Here is a 16,935-nt window from a genome sequence, read left to right on the forward strand (position 1 = left end):
TCTTTTGTGGTGGGTTGGGGGGGGGGGGCCTGGGGGGGGGGGTGGTGGGTTGGGCTTGGTGGGGCCGGGTTGCGGTGGTCGTCCGGTTAAGGTCGGCGGTCAAGCCGGCCAGGCGTTCGGGCTCATCCCTCCGGCGCACCAGGAGATCCGCCGTCTGAAGCTCATCCACCGAGAGTGGTAGCGGAGCAGCCCATCCGAGGCGTCGATCGGCTGCTGCGCTACCACTACTACGATCCGCGCTGGACAAATCGACCACAGTGGTAGCGGAGAGGCCTATCGACCGGGCAGATGGGCGGCTGCGCTACCACTTCGTTGCTGCGCTACCACTTTCTGGCAAGTCGGCGGGACGGGCCGCAGCGAGCTTGACCCGCAGGTGCGCCAGCGTGGATGCCGAGCGCAACCATGCAGTCGAAGGGGCAGGCGGCAGTGGGCTTGGCCGACGGTTGGGCCGGCGTGGGTGCCGAGCGCAACCACGCTGTCGGGGTGACGGGCCGCATTGGACGTGGCCGACGGTTGGGCCGGCGTGGCTGCCAAGCGCAACCACGGTGTCGGGGTGACGGGCCGCAGTGGACGTGGCCGGCGGCTGGGCCGGCGTGGCTGCCGTGCGCAGCCATCCAGTTGGGGAATGGGCCGCAGTGAGCTTGGCTGACGGCTGGGCGGCGTGGCTGCCGAGCGCAGCCATCCCGTCGGCGGGGCACGCCGCAGTGAGCCTGGCCCACGGCTGCGCCGGCGTGGATAGCGGGCGCGGCCGTGCAGCTGGGGTGACCGGCGGCAGTGGGCTTGGCCGACGGCTGGGCGGCGTGGATGCCGGGCGCAACCAAGCAGTCGGCGGGGCGAGCCGCAGTGAGCCTAGCCCACGGCTGCGCCGGCATGGCTGCCGAGAGCAGCCATGCAATCGGCGGGGTGGGCCGCAGTGGGCTTGACCGACGGTTGCGCCGGCGTGGGTGCCGAGCGCAACCACGCTGTCGGGGTGACGGGCGGCAGTGAGCTCGGCCGACGGCTGCGCGGGCATGGATGCCAAGAGCAACCATGCAATCGGCGGAACGGGCCGCAGCGAGTCTGGCCCGCGGCTGCGCCGGCGTGGATGCCAAGTGCGGCCATGCTGTCGGGGTGACCGGCGGCAGTGGGCTTGGCCGACGGGTGAGCCGGCATGGCTGTCGACCGTGGACAAGTCGACGTGACCGGCCGCATCGTCGAGCCGTTGGTTCGCGTACCCAAAGGTGGGGTCTTAAGGTTCTGCGGTGCGCTATCGGTCGGAGGATGAGGACAGCGGGCGGTGGGACGGCTTTCCGTTCCGTGACGGGGATGTCGTGATCAGCACGCGCTCCAAGAGTGGCACCACCTGGATGCAGATGATCTGCGCCCTGCTCGTCTTCCGCACCGCCGAGCTGCCCGCCAAGCTCTCGACGCTCTCGCCCTGGCTCGACTGGCTGGTCACGCCCCGCGACGAAGTCTGGGCCGCGCTCGCCGACCAGCAGCATCGCCGCTTCATCAAGACGCATACGCCGCTCGACGGGATCCCGATCGATGCGCGGGCCCACTATGTCGTGGTGGCGCGGCATCCGCTGGACATGGCCGTCTCGATGTTTCACCAGAGTCGCAACCTCGACCGCGCCCGCATCGCCGAGCTGACCGGCGGTCCCGTCTCGACCTATCAGCCGGCGCCGATCAAAGAGGCGCTGCTGCGGTGGATCGACCGTGACGTGTCCCCGGCCGAGGCGATGGACTCGCTGCCCGGCGTCATGTGGCACCTCTCCGACGCCTGGCAACGCGCGGCGTCGTCGGACAACGTGCTGCTGGTGCACTATGCGGACCTGTCCGCCGACCTTGACGCGGAGATGCGCCGCATCGCGGAGCGCCTGCGGTTCGAGGTGCCCGAAGAGGTCTGGCCGTCACTGGTGGACGCGGCCGGGTTCGCCCGGATGCGGGACCGCGCCGCCGACCTTGCTCCCGACCCGGCGGGCGTCCTCAAGGATCCGAACGCCTTCTTCCGCCGCGGCGCCTCCGGCTCGGGCCGGGAGCTGCTGACCGACGAGGAGTTCGCGCACTACCTGGATCGGACGTCCGAGCTGGCGCCCCCGGATCTGCTGGCCTGGCTGCACCGGTGACGAACCGATCGCCGGGTCAGGTCCAGGCCGGTCTGGTGGGTGGGATGTCGCTGGCGCCGTCGGGGTGGGTCCGCACCGCCAGGATCTGGTTCACGCCTATCCGGCCCTGTTCGAAGGACAGCGCCGACGCGGCCATGTACAGGCGCCACACCCTGGCCCGGCCGCGGCTCGTCAAGCGGACCGCCTCCTGCCCCTGCTTCTCCAGGTTGGCCACCCACTCGCGCAGCGTCCGCGCATAGTGCTCCCGCAACGTCTGCACGTCGCGCACCTCGAAGCCGGCTTCCTCCAGCAGTGACACCGTCGTGCCGAGCGGGACCAGCTCGCCGTCCGGGAAGACGTAGGCGTCGATGAACGAACGGTGATGCTTCGGCTCCGGGTGGATCGCCGCGATCTGATGGTTCAGGAGGCGGCCGCCGGGCTTCAGCCGAGCGAAGAGGATCGCGGCGTAGTCCGCATACGGCGCCGTGCCGACGTGCTCGGCCATGCCGACGCTGGCGATCGCGTCGAACGGCTCGTCGTCCAGGTCGCGATAGTCCTGCACGCGGATGTCTATCTGCTCGGTCAAGCCCGCCTCGGCGACCTGCTTGCGGGCGTGGTCGGCCTGCTCGGCCGAGAGCGTGATGCCCACGACGCGTGCGCCATGGCGCCGCGCGGCGTGCATCGCCAGGGCGCCCCAGCCGCAGCCGACGTCGAGCAGGCGCATGCCGGGCCGCAGATCGAGCTTGCGGCAGATCAGGTCGAGCTTGTCGCGCTGGGCGTCGGACAGGCCGTAGCCCGGGTCGTCACTGGTCCAGTACGCGCAGGAGTACACCATGGTCTCGCCCAGCACGATGCGGTAGAAGTCGTTGCCCACGTCGTAGTGATGGCTGATCGCCGAGCGATCACGGCGCCGGCTGTGCCGGGCGCCGGACAGGACGATCTCCTCGGGCGGTGGCTTCGGCTGTGGCCCGACGGCGCCGAGGCGGATCAGGTCGGCCGCGACGCCACGCAGGGCGGCCAGCCGGGCGAGGCCGTGCGGAGGGGGTTCGGCGGGCGGCGAGAAGAGCAGGTCGGCCAGACGATCGAGCATCTCGTAGAGGTCACCGGAAACGTCGAGGTCACCGGAGACGTAGGCGCGGGCGAGGCCGAGCTCGTTCGGCTGCCAGAGGAGGCGGCGCAGCGCCCGCCGGTTCCGGACGATCAGCTCACCAGAGGCTGTGCCGCTACCGGCCGGCGGTGAGTCGGAGGCCGGCGGTGGGCCGGCGGTCGAGCCGTCCCATGCCCTCAGCCGGATGGGCAGCGGAGACCGCAGCATGGATTGCAGGAGTTCGGACAGCTTGGTGGCGGTGTCTTTCGGCATCGCGGAACCTCCCCGGGGGTGCAGGGGTCGCAATGGAGTTGATCTGCCGACTATCCACCCGGCCCGGGGCGATGCATAGGGTCCTGATGTACATGTGTGATCAGCGACTCAGACGCTGCGGAGGATCCGCTCGACCTGGTCGACCGGCATCCGGCGGGCGTGCCCGCGCCGGCTCTCCGCATACGCCAGCAGGATCGACCTGCGCTCCACCTCGCTGAGGATGCCGGCGAACGGTGACGTCCGCCGCAGCCGCACGGCGATCTCGGACGACGACGTCAGCGCCTCGAGCACGGCCTCGACGCCCTCGTCGAGCACCGCGTCCCAGCGGTCGAGCCACTCCCATGCGGGGCCGTCGGGATGGATGCGCCGCAGCCGCCGGAGGTTGATGGCGGCCGCCGCGAGCAGCGCCGGTGGATTTTGCACGATCTTGCCCGCGACGGCTCGGTGCAGCCAGAGCGACTCCATCGCGTCGCGGCTCAGGCCCGGCTCGATGAGCGCCTCGACGTCGGTGCGCCGGATCCGTCGGAGACCGTCGACCCGGACGTACGGCAACAGGCCGCGTAAGCAGAGGTCCACCACGTGCGCCCGGGATGAGCGCAGCAGGATCGCGGCCTGTCCGGTCGTCAGCAACTCGCGTGTGAGCGTCGTCACGAGGAGAATGGTGTCCTCATCGGACCCGCTTTGCAACAACCGAACGGCTGATGACTCTTTCAAGCGTGTGCGCTGACGGTCACCTCGCCGAGGGTCGCGGAGCCCGTGCCCTCGAGTATCGCACCGATCCGTGCGGCCTGCCCTTCAATGGCGCTGACCTGCGCTTTCGTCGGTCGGCGCAGGGTCTCGACGGTCACCGTGACGCGACGCCCGGACCGCTTCTGGTGCCAGACACCGGCCACCTGTCCATCGATCAACACCACCGGAAAGTTTCCTGCCTGACCGCGGTTGAGCGCACGCTCGGCGGCCCGGCCCGGGAAGAGTGTGGTCCGGGGATGACAAGCGATGGGGTACGCGTCGAAGTATGGCAGCAGCCACAACCCCCGCCCGTCGAAGGTGTCGTCGCCGACGTCTCCGGCGTTGACCAGCGCTTCCTGCCCGTCGAAGCCCACCGTCTCCAGCTGGGGCAGCCGGGCGAGCAGCCGCGCGGTCCAGTCCGGCGGCGACCCGAGCCAGCGGGCGAACTGAGCGGGGGTCGCCGGCCCGTAGGCGTGCAGGTAGCCATGGACGAGCCAGGCGAGCCCGGTCGCACTGTCCACAGCCGTGGACGGCGGCGGCGTCGCGTAGGTCGCCCGGCGCCCGCGGTCCGGACCGAAGCAGAGCACTCCCCGCCGCATCGCGAGCGCCTCGACCTGCCGCCAGCGCGGCCACCGGTCCTGGAAGGCGTCCATGGTCCGCTCGCCGGCCCAGGCCCCGACCCGCTCGACGATCGCGTCGGTCAACTCGTCGACGGTGAGCCCGGCTGGGGCTGCAGCTGCGGCATCCGCGATCGCCGCCAGGACGGCTTCTGTTTCGGCGGCAGTGAAGCGGACGCCCTCCGGCCACGGGCCCGGGGCGGACGGGATCGCGGACAGCGCCGCGGTCCACGTCGGTTGGTCGTCGGCCCGGAGGAGATGCACCGTTCCCCGGGGACCGCGTGTCTTCACCAGCGTGCGGGCATTCCACAGCGCGTCGCGTACCCCGACCCGGGTTTGATCCTGGGTGCGCAAGCACAGCGAAAGCTCGGCCGCCGACATCACCTGCGCGTGCGCACCCACCATCGCGGCCGCGACCCGGGCCAGGTCACCGTCGGAGCGCGGCGCGGCCAGGAAGGACCGCGAGAGCCGCCGCGCCGACACCTGAGCCCAGGTCAACGTCCGCATGAAGCTACGCCCAGCGGGGCAGGCCCTTGCGGGCCGCCGGATCGACCGGCTCGCAGAAGCGGAGATGGTTGCCGAACGGGTCGGAGATCGTCATCACCCGCAGGCCCCACGGCATCTCCTGCACCGCCGGCACCCAGACCGCGGGCCCCCACACCCGGCTGCCCATCGCCGAGTAGCGCTGCGAGAGCTCGGCGTGCAGCGCGTCGATGCCGTCGACGTTGATCGCCACCGTCGCGCCGTTGCCCGGATCGTACGGCTGCTCGGCGAGCTGGAACGTCGTCTCACCCCGGATGACCTGCCCGTAGAACGGCGTGCCCGGACCACCGGCCGGCCCACCCCAGTCGAGCGTGAAGCCCAGGAACTCGACGTAGAACTCGAGAGCCCGCTGCTCCGAAAAGATCCGCAGGATCGGAATGGTGCTGGTGGTGGCCCGTTTCGGGTCGGAGATGTCCGGGCCGGAGACCAGGTACGCCGGCACGATCCGGCTCTGCGACTCCGACTCGATGCGTGCGGCGAGCACGTTCCAGTCGTCGAAGCCGAACTGCCGGGTCACGATCTCCAGCGCCTCGCTGTGCGACAGATCGGTCTGTTTGCGGGCGGCCAGCTCGGATCGCAGCGTCTTGGCCATGATCTTGGCATCGCGGAAAGTCCGCATGGCTGAGTCCCTCCACGGCGAACGTCGTGGCCGGTGCTTGCGTTGCCGACTGGTTCGCCGAGATCGAAGGGTGGATCAGCGCGAATCAGGGAGTGCGATGCGTTCACCTAGCCCGGAAGGGTGCAAGCGGCGGGCCGCATCAGCCCTGCCCGGAGTTTGTCTCCCGGCCCGGGACGTGTCAAGGGCGTTGAGGACGACCGCGGTGGCGTTGACCGTGATCACGATCGCCATGCCCAGCCACTCGTGCGCCGCCAGGCTCTGACCGAGCAGCACGAGGCCGGCCAGGGCGGCCATCACCGGGTGCACGCTCATGAACATCCCGAAGAACCGCTTCGGCACGTGGCGCAGCGCGACCAGGTCGGCCGTGTAGGGGATCACCGTCGCGAAGACGCCCGCGCCCACCGCCCACAGCACCGTCGCGCTCGAGAAGTCGACGAGGAACAGCACCGGCAGGTTGAGTAGGGCCGACACCGTGGTGCCGAGCGCGGGCGCCGCCAGCCCGTCGATCCGCCGGCCGAGCAGCCGGTTGAGGTGGATGTAGGACGCCCAGCACGTCGCGGCCAGCAGCCCCAGCCCGATCCCGAGGTAGTCGCTCGACGGGCCGGGCAGCACCAGCACGTAGACGCCCAGCCCGGCGAGAAGAGCACAGATCAGATCCAGCCGGGTACGCGAACCGAGCAGCGCCACCGCCAGCGGCCCGAGCACCTCCAGGGTCACCGCCAGGCCGAGCCCGATCCGGGACACCGCGGTGTAGAGGCTGAGGTTCATCACCGCGAACACGACACCGAGCAGCAGCACCGGCCACCATTGCGACCAGGTCATCCGGCGCACCTTGGGCCGCACGATCGGCAGCAGCACCGCGGCGGCCACCCACTGCCGCACGGCGACCACGCCGGCCGGCCCGATCGCGTCGAAGGCGTGCGCTCCCATCGCCGCTCCGACCTGATTGCTGGCCGCGCTGCTGACCATCGTCGCGATGCCACCGCCGGTCCTCATGCCATCGAGCGTCGGCCCCGCGGACACGGAACGGAAATGCATGGGACGCGGCTTTTATACGCTGGGCGTATGGATGTCTCCCTGCCGCAGCTGCGCACGCTGGTGGCGGTGGTGGACGCGGGCACGTTCACCGACGCCGCCGTGGCCCTCGGCGTCTCCCAGGCGAGTGTCTCCCGGTCGATCGCCGCGCTGGAGTCGGCGCTCGGTGCTCGGCTGCTGCAGCGGACCACCCGTCACGTCGCCCTCACGGCGGTCGGCGAACGGGTGTCGGCCCAGGCGAGGAGGGTGCTGGAGGAGGTCGGCCACCTCAGCCGGATGGTGGAGCCTCGGGCGGAGTTGCGTCTCGGGTACGCGTGGGCCGCGCTGGGCCGCCACACCCGCGGCGTGCAGAAGCGCTGGGCCGCCGAGCATCCGGGCGTACCCCTGGTCTTGGTGCACGTCAACGAGCCGTCCGCCGGGCTGAGCGACGGCCGGGCCGACGTCGCGGTCGTCCGCCGCCCGCTGGACGACCCGCGGTTCGCGACTGCCGAGGTGGGCCGGGAGAACCGCTACGCGGCCGTGGCGACCGACCACACGCTGGCCCGCAAGCGCACGATCCGGCTGGCCGACCTGACCAGGTACGCGATCGCCATCGACGCCCGCACCGGCACCACGACGCCGGACCTGTGGCCGGCGGACTCCCGCCCGGCGACGATCCGCTGGACCAACACGATCGACGAGTGGCTGACCCAGATCGCCGCGAACCAGGCGGTCGGTGTCACTCCGGAGGCGACCGCCCATCAGAACCCGCGGCCCGGCGTCGCCTATCGCATGCTCCGCGGCGTGGCCCCGATTCCCGTGCACCTCGCATGGTGGCGGGATGACCCGCCCGACCGTCTCGACGAGCTACTGGTGATGATCCGAAGCGTTTACCAGTGAGCTCGGGACCGCGGCCAGGTCGCTGAGCGAGATGATGCCGACCACGTTGCGGTCGGCGTCGCAGACCAGCAGCCGCCGCACGCCCCGCTCGTGCATCGCCCGGACCGCCTCCTCCACAGTGGCCGACTGCTCCACCATGATCATCTCGCGGGTGGCGATCGACTCGAGTGTGGTGGTCTGCGGAGGCAGCCCTTGGGCGATCGCACGCACCACGATGTCGCGGTCGGTGACCAGCCCGGCCATCGTCGGCCCGTGAGTTATCACGACGTCGCCGATCGACTGGTCACGCATCACCTGCGCCGCCTCGTCCAGCGTGGTCTCACCCGGCAGGTAGACCACGCTGCGGGTCATCACATCCGCGACAGATGTCCTCGCCATGCTCGACAACTACCCGCTACAACCGGGCGTTACACGCGCGTGACCGCCGCCACGATGTCCGAGATGGGCACTTCGGCGCGCTCGCCCGATCGGCGGTCGCGCAGTTCGGCGTACCCCTCCGACAAACGGCGCCCGACCACGACGGCGCGCGGGATGCCGAGCAGCTCGGCGTCGGTGAACTTCACGCCGGCCGAGACCCCGGCCCGATCGTCGACCAGCACCCGCAGACCCGCCGCGACGAGGTCCCGCGCCAGGGCCAGCGCGGCCTCGACCTGCCCGTCCTTGCCGGCCGCGACCAGGTGCACGTCGACCGGCGCGACCTCGGCCGGCCACACCAGCCCGCGCTCGTCGTGGTGCTGCTCGGCGATCGCCGCGACCGCACGCGACACCCCGATGCCGTAGGAGCCCATCGTCGGCCGCACCGGCTTGCCGTCCGGGCCGAGCACGGCGACGTCGAACGCTTCGGTGTAGCGCCGGCCGAGCTGGAAGATGTGCCCGATCTCGATGCCGCGGCGCATGGTCAGCTCACCCTCGCCGCAGGCCGGGCAGGTGTCGCCCGCGCGCACCTCGGCCGCCTCGATGGTGCCGTCGACGGTGAAGTCGCGGCCGGCCACGACCGAGGTGGCGTGCCGGCCCGGCTGGTTGGCGCCGGTCAGCCAGGCCGTGCCGGGCACCACGCGGGGGTCGGCCAGGTACCGGATCTCGCGGTCCTGCGGGCCGATGTAGCCCTTGACCAGGTCCGGCCGCGAGGCGAAGTCGTCGAAGAGGGTCGCGGTGGCCGGGGACAAGGCCGCGTCCAGCCTCTTGAGGTCCACCTCGCGGTCGCCGGGCACGCCGATCACCAGCAGCTCGGCCGGTTTGCCCGGGTGGTGCACGGTGACCACGACGTTCTTGAGCGTGTCGGCCGCCGTCCAGTCGGTCCGGCCCTCGAGCGCGCGTTCGTTGGCGAAGTCGACGAGCGCCGCGATCGTCGGGGTGTCCGGGGTGTCGTGCACGGTCAGCGGGCCGTGCTCGCCGTCCGGCGAGGGCGGCGCCGGCGTGGTGACCGCCTCGGTGTTCGCCGCGTAGTCGCATTTCGTGCAGCCCACGAACGTGTCCTCGCCGACCTCGGCCATCGCGAGGAACTCCTCCGAGGCCGACCCGCCCATCGCGCCGGCCATGGCGGCCACGATCGTGTGCTCCAGCTCCAGACGTTCGAAGACCTTCCGGTACGCCTCCCGCATTACCCCGTAGGCGGCGACCAGCCCCTCGTCGCTCAGGTCGAAGGAGTAGGCGTCCTTCATCAGGAACTCGCGCGTGCGCAGCAGCCCGGCGCGCGGGCGGGCCTCGTCGCGGTATTTGGTCTGCACCTGGAAGAGCATCAGCGGGAAGTCGCGGTACGAGCTGGTCATGTCCTGCACCAGCAGCGCGAACATCTCCTCGTGCGTCGGGGCCAGCAGATACTCGGCGTCGCGCCGGTCCCGCAGCGTGAAGATGTCGTCGCCGTAGTCCGTCCAGCGGCCGCTCGTCTCGTACGGGTCCCGCGGCAGCAACGCCGGGAACGACACCTCCTGGGCGCCGGCCGCGAACATCTCCTCCCGCACCACCCGGGCCACGTTGTCGAGCACCAGCTTGCCCAGCGGCAGCCAGGTGTAGCCGCCCGGCGCGGCGCGGCGGATGTAACCGGCGCGCAGGAGCAGCCGGTGACTCGGCACCTCCGCCTCGGCCGGCTCCTCGCGCAGGGTCTTGAGCAGCAGGGTCGACATTCGCAACAGCATGAAAGCAGGGTAGTGGGCGGGGTGTCGTACTCGTCACGGTGTTTTCGCCCGGCTCGGGTGATTAGCTGTGTTGATGACCTGGCGCAGCTACGTGGCCCTGGGTGACAGCTTCACCGAGGGGATGGACGACCCGTATCCCGACGGCCGGACCTTCCGCGGCTGGGCCGACCTGGTCGCGGCGCGGCTGGCCCTGGATGCGGGGCCGGGATTCGGGTACGCGAACCTGGCGATCCGCGGTCGTCTGCTCGATCAGGTGATCGCCGAGCAGGTCGAGCCCGCCCTCGCCATGCGCCCTGGCCTGGTCAGCTTCGCCGCGGGCGGCAACGACGTCCTGCGGCGCAAGGTCGATCCGGCCGGCCTGATCGCCAAGGTGGACGGCGTGGTCGAGCGGTTCCGCGCGGCCGGCGCCGACGTGGTGATCTTCCGGTTCGCCGACATCTCGCAGCTACCGGGCCAGCGGCTCGTCGGTCCGCGCGCGGCGCAGCTCAACGAGGGCATCACCCGGATCGGCGCCAAGCACGGCGCCCACGTGATCGACCTGCACAGCGACGACGCCTTCCGCAATCCGCTGATGTGGAGCACCGACCGGCTGCACATGTCGCCGGCCGGACACCGCCGGGTTGCCGCGCACGTGCTGACCTCGCTGGGCGTGGGCGTCGACGAGGAGTGGATGCTGGTGCCGCCGGCGCCTGCCCCGACACCCTGGCTGCTCGCCCGCCGCGCCGACCTCCGCTGGGCCGGGCAGCACCTCGCACCCTGGATCAAGCGCCGGCTCACCGGTGTCTCATCCGGCGACGGCATCACCGCCAAGCGGCCGTCGCTGTCGCCGATAACGGAATAGGTTGACCGACATGTCTGTGGAGAACGATCCCGCACCCCAGCTCAGCGCCTACGCGCATCCCGAACGACTCGTCACCACCGGGTGGCTGGCCGAGCACCTCGGCACTCCCGGCCTGGTGGTCGTCGAGTCGGACGAGGACGTGCTGCTGTACGACACCGGGCACATCCCCGGCGCCGTCAAGGTCGACTGGCACCTCGAGCTGAACGATCAGATCACCCGCGACTACCTCGACCCGGAGGCGTTCGCCGAGCTGGCCGCGGCCAAGGGCATCGGGCGCGACGACACGATCGTCTTCTACGGCGACAACAACAACTGGTGGGCCACCTACGCGCTGTGGGTGTTCAGCCTCTTCGGCCACGCCGACGTGCGGATCCTCGACGGCGGCCGGCAGAAGTGGGTGGACGAGGGCCGCGAGCTGACCCGCGAGGTGCCCGCCCGCGAGCGTGCCGACTACCCGGTGCCCACCCGTGACGACGACCGGATCCGCGCGTTCCGCGAGCAGGTCGCCGGGCACGTGGAGGGCGGCCGGCCGCTGGTCGACGTGCGCTCGCCGCAGGAGTATTCGGGCGAGCTCACGCACATGGCGGCGTACCCGCAGGAGGGTGCGCTGCGCGGCGGGCACATCCCGGGCGCGCTCAGCAAGCCGTGGAAGTCCGCGGCCAACGACGACGGCACGTTCAAGCCGGCCGACGAGCTGAGCAAGATCTACCGCGATGAGCTGGGGCTGGACCCGTCCGACGATGTGATCGCGTACTGCCGGATCGGGGAGCGGTCCAGCCACACCTGGTTCGTGCTGACCCACCTCCTCGGGTTCGAGCGGGTGCGCAACTACGACGGCTCGTGGACCGAGTGGGGCAACCTGGTCCGGGCGCCGATCGTCAAGGGCTCCGAGCCTAAGTGACCGTTAAGTAGGGTGGCTTGACAGCCGGATATCGTTTACCCGTGACGGTAGATCAGCAGCATCGGACCGGTCCGCCCGCGCCTCGCCGGCGGTCGCGCCGCGACGAGATCCTGGACATCGCTGTGGGGCTCTTCGCCCAGCGCGGATATCACGGCGTGTCGATGGACGACATCGGCTCGGCGGCCGGCGTCACCGGTCCGGCGCTCTATCACCACTTCGCCGGCAAGGAGGCGATGCTGGTCGCCGCGCTGATCCCGGTCAGCGACGGGCTGCTGGCCGGGGGCCGGGAGCGGGTCGCCCGGCACCCCGGCGACGCCGACGCGGCGCTCACCGACCTGATCGACTTCCACGTGGCGTTCGCGCTGAAGAACCCGGCCGTCATCGCCCTGCATCTGCACGAGCTCGCCCGTCTGCCGGAGGAGCCGCGCCGGCAGATCCGCCGCCTCCAGCGCCTCTACGTCGAGGAGTGGGTCAGCGTGCTGGCGACCTTGCGGCCGGAGTTGAATGCTGATGAGGCGCGGGTGCTCGCCCACGCCGCGTTCGGCCTGATGAACTCGACGCCGTTCCTGGGCGACGAGGTCGAGCACGAGCGTGCCGCCGCGCTGCTACGCGCCGCCGCCGCATCCGCACTCAAGCGCCAGTGACGATTGGGCCGGTGAAAATGATCGACTCGCTGCTCGTTGCCAACCGGGGCGAGATCGCCCGCCGCGTCATCCGCACCGCCCGGCGCCTCGGCATCCGGGCGATCGCCGTCTACTCGGAGGCGGACGCGGACATGCCGTTCGTCCTGGAGGCCGACGAGTCGGTCTGTGTGGGGCCGGCCGCGCCGGCGCAGAGTTACCGGAACGCCGAGGCGATTCTGGCGGCCGCGAAGAGCACCGGCGCGCAGGCGGTTCACCCCGGCTACGGATTCCTGAGCGAGCACGCCGGCTTCGCTCGCGCCGTCGAGGCCAACGGCCTGGTGTGGGTCGGTCCGAGCGCTGACGCGATCGCCGCGATGGGCGACAAGATCAATGCGCGCAACCTGATGGCCGCGGCCGGCGTGCCGGTCGCGCCCGGCACGCAGGAGCCGACGGCATCGGTGGACGCGGCGGTCGAGGCCGCGCGTGACATCGGCTACCCGCTGATGGTCAAGGCCGCCGCGGGTGGCGGCGGCATGGGCATGGCCGTCGCGACCGACGAGGCGGCGCTGCGCAAGGAATTCGACAAGGTGCACGCCTTCGCCGAGCGGACCTTCGGTGACGGCTCGGTGCTCCTCGAGCGCTACTTCCCCCGGGTACGCCACGTCGAGGTGCAGATCCTCGGGCTGGCCGACGGCCGGGTGATCGCGCTGAGTGAGCGGGAGTGCTCGGTGCAGCGCCGCAACCAGAAGCTGCTGGAGGAGGCGCCGTCCCCGGCCGTGACGCCGGAGCTGCGCGCCCGCTTCCTGGCCGCCGCGGTCAAGGCCGGCGAGGCGGTCGGCTACCGCAACGCCGGCACCGTCGAGTGCCTGCTCGACCCGGCCACCGGCGAGTTCTTCTTCCTCGAGATGAACACCCGGCTGCAGGTCGAGCACCCGATCACCGAGCTGATCCACGGCATCGACCTGGTCGAGGAGCAGTTGCGGATCGCCTCCGGCCTCCCGCCGACCTTCGACCCCGAGACGCTGATCAACGCCGGCCACGCGATCGAGCTGCGGGTCAACGCCGAGGATCCGAAGCGGTTCCTGCCCGGTCCGGGCAAGATCACGACGTGGGTCGAGCCGAGCGGCGACGGCATCCGGGTCGACGCCGCTTACGCCACCGGCCTGACCAAGACACCGTTCTACGACTCACTGATGGCCAAGATCATCGTGTACGGCCACGACCGCGCCGACGCCATCGCACGGGCGCGGACGGCCGTGGCCGGCTTCGAGATCGCCGGGCCCAAGAACAACCTGCCGTTCTTCGCCGAGCTGCTGGAGAACCCGGAGTTCATCAGCGGCGACTATGACACGGGCATCGTCGCTCGAATGAGGTGAGCCACTTGACCACCGTCTCGATCAGAGAGGTCGCGCCGCGGGACGGCCTGCAGAACGAGGACCCGATTCCCACCGAGGCCAAGGTCCGGCTGATCGACGCGCTCTCCGGCACGGGCGTGCGCCGGATCGAGGCGGTGTCCTTCGTGCACCCCAAGGCGATCCCGCAGATGGCCGACGCGGACGAGGTCTGGGCGCGGGCCGAGAAGCGTCCGGAGATCCGCTATTCGGCGCTGATCCCGAACACCCGCGGTGCGCAGCGCGCGATCGCGGCCGGCTTCCGCGAGATCGAGGTCGTGGTCTCGGCCAGCGACACGCACAACCGCCGCAACCTCAACCGGTCCACCGCGGAGTCCCTGGACGACATCACGGGCCTGATCCCGCTCGTCCACGACGCGGGCGCGACCCTCGAGGTGATCGTGGCGACCAGCTTCGGCTGCCCGTTCGAGGGTGACATCGCGCCGTCGCGGGTGGCGGGCATCGTGGAGCGGGTCCGGTCCGACGGCGCCGACCGCATCGCCTTCGGCGACACCACCGGCATGGCGACCCCGCGCCGGGTCAAGGACCTGCTGTCCGAGGTACGCCCGGAGCTGCTGCACTTCCACAACACGCGAGGCACGGGGCTGGCGAACATCCTCACCGCCCTCGAGCTCGGGGTGTCGGAGTTCGACGCCAGCGTCGGCGGGATCGGCGGCTGCCCTTACGCCCCGGGCGCCTCCGGCAACGTGGCCACCGAGGAGGTCGTGCACATGCTGCACGACATGGGCCTCGACACCGGAATCGACCTGGACGCGCTGATCGAGGTGGCGGAACTCGCCGAGAAACTCCTGGGCAAGACTCTGCCGTCCGGTGTTCTTCGGGCCGGACCGCGTACCAGATTGGTCTGATTCGCCCGCACCATTCGTCCGATCATTTTTCCCATTTGTCCGCGTGACCCTCGTCCTGTCCTTTCGTTACCCATGTCGAGTGGCCGATAAAGGTCATCGGGCTCAGTTCGGACGACGAGGGGTTGGACCATGACGGGGTGGGTGGGCGAGCACAAGCGCGCGGCACTCGCGTCCGTCCCGGCCGCCGGCGTCTCCGCGCTCATGCCGCCCCACAGCCAGGGGGCGGAGAAGCGTGTGGAACGTCGACGCCGGTGGGCCTTGCGTGCCCTGGTCGTCGGCGGACTGGCCGGTGCCGCGTGGCTGCTCACCGGTGCCGCCGCACAGGCCGCGGATCACGAGGAGACGGCCGGTGGCTCGTCTCTGCTCTCCTCCGTCGTGCGCGGCGACGCCACACCGGTGGTCGGCAACATCCTCAAGGCGGCCGCCCAGCCGCTGGACGTCGTCCGCCCTCAGAACCAGCAGCACCAGCGGAACGAAGACGAGGGCGTTCTCGCCCGGCCGGTCGCAATCCTGACCGGCAACGGTAAGACCGGCGCCCACACCGCACTCGGTGCGGTTGACGGCGTCGTCCGGGAGCTGACCGGGCCACTCCGCCTCACCGGCGGACCGGAGGACTCCCGCCGCCTCGCTCCGGTGGCGGCACCGCTCACCCGGACTCTGCGCGGGGTCGCCGGCACGCTGCCGCAGGCAGCAACGCCGGACCGCACGCAGCGCCCGGCATCGGCTGCGACGCCGGTGGTCCGAGCGGTGGCGGCGACACGGACAGCGGATCTCGTCACGGCACCGCACCCCAAGGCGGCCGGTCCGGCCGGCCACCGGCACGTGCACGCCAAGACGGCACCCGCGGGCAAGCGGCACTCGATCGTCACCGAAGGGCACCCGGTGGCCGCCACGGCGGCACGGCCGGACACGCTCGGAAACACCACACCCGGCGGTGACGGGCCTGCGCCTCTGCAGGTGCACCTCGGGGCACTCAGCGGCATCTCGACAAGCGCGTCGGGAGCTCCGACGGAAGGTGGCTCAGCGGCCTTCCTTCCGGCTGCGGTCGCGAGCGGCCTGGTGGCCTACCACCGGCTGCGCACGGCGACCGACGTCGAGGTCCGGCGATTCGACGCCGAGACACCGACCGTCTCACCTGACTAGTGACGGCTGCCGGTCATGCGCCGGCATCACCCGCCCGGTTCGGGCGGCGACCGTCTTTGATTCCACGACCGTTTGCGTACAAGCGGCGAATCAGCACGGCCGAAATCGTCACGTATCCACCCGCTGTGGGCGCACGTCGACAAGCGGAGTCAGGTTCTCGGAAATTCACGCCAGGCACCGCTGCGCCCGAATGCACAAGTTCCGCAACGCCCAACTGAATACGCGCACCACCATTCTGCTGACATTTTCGAAAGGCACTTCTTTCTCATGAAGACTTGGGTTCGTAAGACTCTGAGCGTCGGTGTCCTGGCCGCCGGCGCCCTGCTGGTCGCCTCGACCGCCGCGCAGGCCGACGTCGACCAGAACAGCTGGGACAACAACGGCATCGGCAACGGCATCCAGGTCGTCTCCGGCCTGAGCGTGCCGGTCAACCTCGTGGGCAACGCCATCGGCGTGGCCGGCGAGGCGAACGCCGCGGGCTCCGGTGTGAACTACACCGAGGGTCACCGCAACGTCACGCAGAACTCGAAGGACAACAACGGTGCGCTGAACGGCCTCCAGGCCTACGCCCCGGTGTGGATCCCGGTCAACGCGGTCGGCAACGCCGTCAGCGTGCTGGGCGAGGCCAACGCGGCCGGCGCCGGCGTGAACAAGCGCACCGAGAGCACCCAGGTCACCGAGCACAAGCACCGTGACCGTGACCGCGACCGTGGCGGCAACGGCGTCCAGAACAGCTGGGACAACAACGGCCTGCTGAACGGCCTGCAGGTCTACGCCCCGGTCGACATCCCGATCAACTTCTGCGGGAACTCGATCGCGCTGCTCGGCGAGGCCAACGCTCAGGCGGTCTGCTGGAACGGCAGCACCCGTGGCCGCAAGACCGAGAAGGCACAGCAGAACACCACCGACAACAACGGTGCGCTCAACGGCGTCCAGCTGCTGTCCGGTCTGCACATGCCGATCAACCTGTCCGGCAACGCGATCGCCGTCGCCGGTGAGGGCAACGCCGCCGCGGCCTCGCACAACGAGTCGGGCAAGGACAACGACGTCCAGCAGAACTCGTCGGACAACAACGGCATCGCCAACGGCCTGCAGGCCTACGCGCCGATCGACATCCCGATCAACGCGTGCGGCAACGCCCTGGGCATCCTGGGCGAGGCCAA

The 16,935-nt window shown here is 70.7% G+C and carries 16 protein-coding genes; 9 read left to right on the top strand and 7 right to left on the bottom strand.

The window, feature by feature from the left end; all coding sequences use genetic code 11:
* The first annotated feature begins 1,241 nt into the window (after nt 1-1,241).
* On the top strand, nt 1,242-2,108 hold the full coding sequence (locus tag AB0M20_RS04335; protein WP_364293526.1) for a sulfotransferase domain-containing protein: 867 nt from the start codon (nt 1,242-1,244) through the stop codon (nt 2,106-2,108).
* 16 nt (nt 2,109-2,124) lie between these two features.
* Here the strand turns inward: AB0M20_RS04335 and AB0M20_RS04340 are convergent, their stop codons facing one another.
* The 5 genes from AB0M20_RS04340 to AB0M20_RS04360 all read right to left on the bottom strand — a co-directional run bounded on the left by AB0M20_RS04340 (nt 2,125) and on the right by AB0M20_RS04360 (nt 6,951).
* Nucleotides 2,125-3,447 (bottom strand): cyclopropane-fatty-acyl-phospholipid synthase family protein, encoded by a 1,323-nt coding sequence (locus AB0M20_RS04340; protein WP_364293529.1) that lies wholly within the window; start codon nt 3,445-3,447, stop codon nt 2,125-2,127.
* Between the two features lie 108 nt (nt 3,448-3,555).
* Nucleotides 3,556-4,098, bottom strand: coding sequence for a helix-turn-helix domain-containing protein (locus AB0M20_RS04345; RefSeq protein WP_364293532.1), 543 nt, complete (start codon nt 4,096-4,098; stop codon nt 3,556-3,558).
* A gap of 59 nt (nt 4,099-4,157) precedes the next feature.
* The gene (locus tag AB0M20_RS04350) at nt 4,158-5,300 is read right to left on the bottom strand and encodes a winged helix DNA-binding domain-containing protein (RefSeq protein ID WP_364293535.1); all 1,143 of its coding nucleotides are present in this window, start codon (nt 5,298-5,300) and stop codon (nt 4,158-4,160) included.
* A gap of 4 nt (nt 5,301-5,304) precedes the next feature.
* Entirely contained in the window at nt 5,305-5,955 is a 651-nt protein-coding gene (locus AB0M20_RS04355) for a glyoxalase superfamily protein (protein ID WP_364293538.1), read from the bottom strand.
* A gap of 75 nt (nt 5,956-6,030) precedes the next feature.
* Nucleotides 6,031-6,951: an EamA family transporter gene (locus AB0M20_RS04360; protein WP_364293541.1), complete on the bottom strand. Its 921-nt coding sequence runs from the start codon at nt 6,949-6,951 to the stop codon at nt 6,031-6,033.
* A gap of 69 nt (nt 6,952-7,020) precedes the next feature.
* On the opposite strand from AB0M20_RS04360, the gene AB0M20_RS04365 reads away from it, so the two are divergent.
* A complete protein-coding gene (locus AB0M20_RS04365) occupies nt 7,021-7,869 on the top strand; it encodes a LysR family transcriptional regulator (RefSeq protein ID WP_364293544.1) in 849 nt (282 codons plus the stop codon).
* Here AB0M20_RS04365 and AB0M20_RS04370 read toward each other — a convergent pair.
* On the bottom strand, nt 7,837-8,247 hold the full coding sequence (locus AB0M20_RS04370) for a CBS domain-containing protein (protein WP_364293547.1): 411 nt from the start codon (nt 8,245-8,247) through the stop codon (nt 7,837-7,839). The genes AB0M20_RS04365 and AB0M20_RS04370 overlap by 33 nt on opposite strands.
* A 29-nt stretch (nt 8,248-8,276) precedes the next feature.
* Nucleotides 8,277-10,004: a proline--tRNA ligase gene (locus AB0M20_RS04375; protein ID WP_364293551.1), complete on the bottom strand. Its 1,728-nt coding sequence runs from the start codon at nt 10,002-10,004 to the stop codon at nt 8,277-8,279.
* 73 nt (nt 10,005-10,077) lie between these two features.
* Between AB0M20_RS04375 and AB0M20_RS04380 the strand changes: the two genes are divergently transcribed.
* The 7 genes from AB0M20_RS04380 to AB0M20_RS04410 all read left to right on the top strand — a co-directional run.
* Nucleotides 10,078-10,845: an SGNH/GDSL hydrolase family protein gene (locus AB0M20_RS04380; protein ID WP_364293554.1), complete on the top strand. Its 768-nt coding sequence runs from the start codon at nt 10,078-10,080 to the stop codon at nt 10,843-10,845.
* A 10-nt stretch (nt 10,846-10,855) separates the two neighbouring features.
* Nucleotides 10,856-11,746, top strand: coding sequence for a sulfurtransferase (locus AB0M20_RS04385; RefSeq protein ID WP_364293557.1), 891 nt, complete (start codon nt 10,856-10,858; stop codon nt 11,744-11,746).
* A gap of 41 nt (nt 11,747-11,787) precedes the next feature.
* On the top strand, nt 11,788-12,390 hold the full coding sequence (locus AB0M20_RS04390; protein WP_364293560.1) for a TetR/AcrR family transcriptional regulator: 603 nt from the start codon (nt 11,788-11,790) through the stop codon (nt 12,388-12,390).
* Nucleotides 12,391-12,407: 17 nt separating this feature from the next.
* Complete coding sequence (locus tag AB0M20_RS04395) at nt 12,408-13,745, top strand: biotin carboxylase N-terminal domain-containing protein (protein ID WP_364293572.1); 1,338 nt, start codon at nt 12,408-12,410, stop codon at nt 13,743-13,745.
* Complete coding sequence (locus AB0M20_RS04400; protein ID WP_364293563.1) at nt 13,742-14,629, top strand: hydroxymethylglutaryl-CoA lyase; 888 nt, start codon at nt 13,742-13,744, stop codon at nt 14,627-14,629. The genes AB0M20_RS04395 and AB0M20_RS04400 overlap by 4 nt, the downstream gene beginning before the upstream one ends.
* 129 nt (nt 14,630-14,758) lie before the next feature.
* Nucleotides 14,759-15,772 (top strand): hypothetical protein, encoded by a 1,014-nt coding sequence (locus AB0M20_RS04405; RefSeq protein WP_364293566.1) that lies wholly within the window; start codon nt 14,759-14,761, stop codon nt 15,770-15,772.
* 267 nt (nt 15,773-16,039) lie between these two features.
* Nucleotides 16,040-16,935 (top strand): chaplin family protein (locus AB0M20_RS04410; protein WP_364293569.1); only part of this gene is annotated, 896 nt, incomplete at its 3' end.

Source organism: Actinoplanes sp. NPDC051633 (assembly GCF_040681735.1).
Lineage (GTDB): Bacteria > Actinomycetota > Actinomycetes > Mycobacteriales > Micromonosporaceae > Actinoplanes.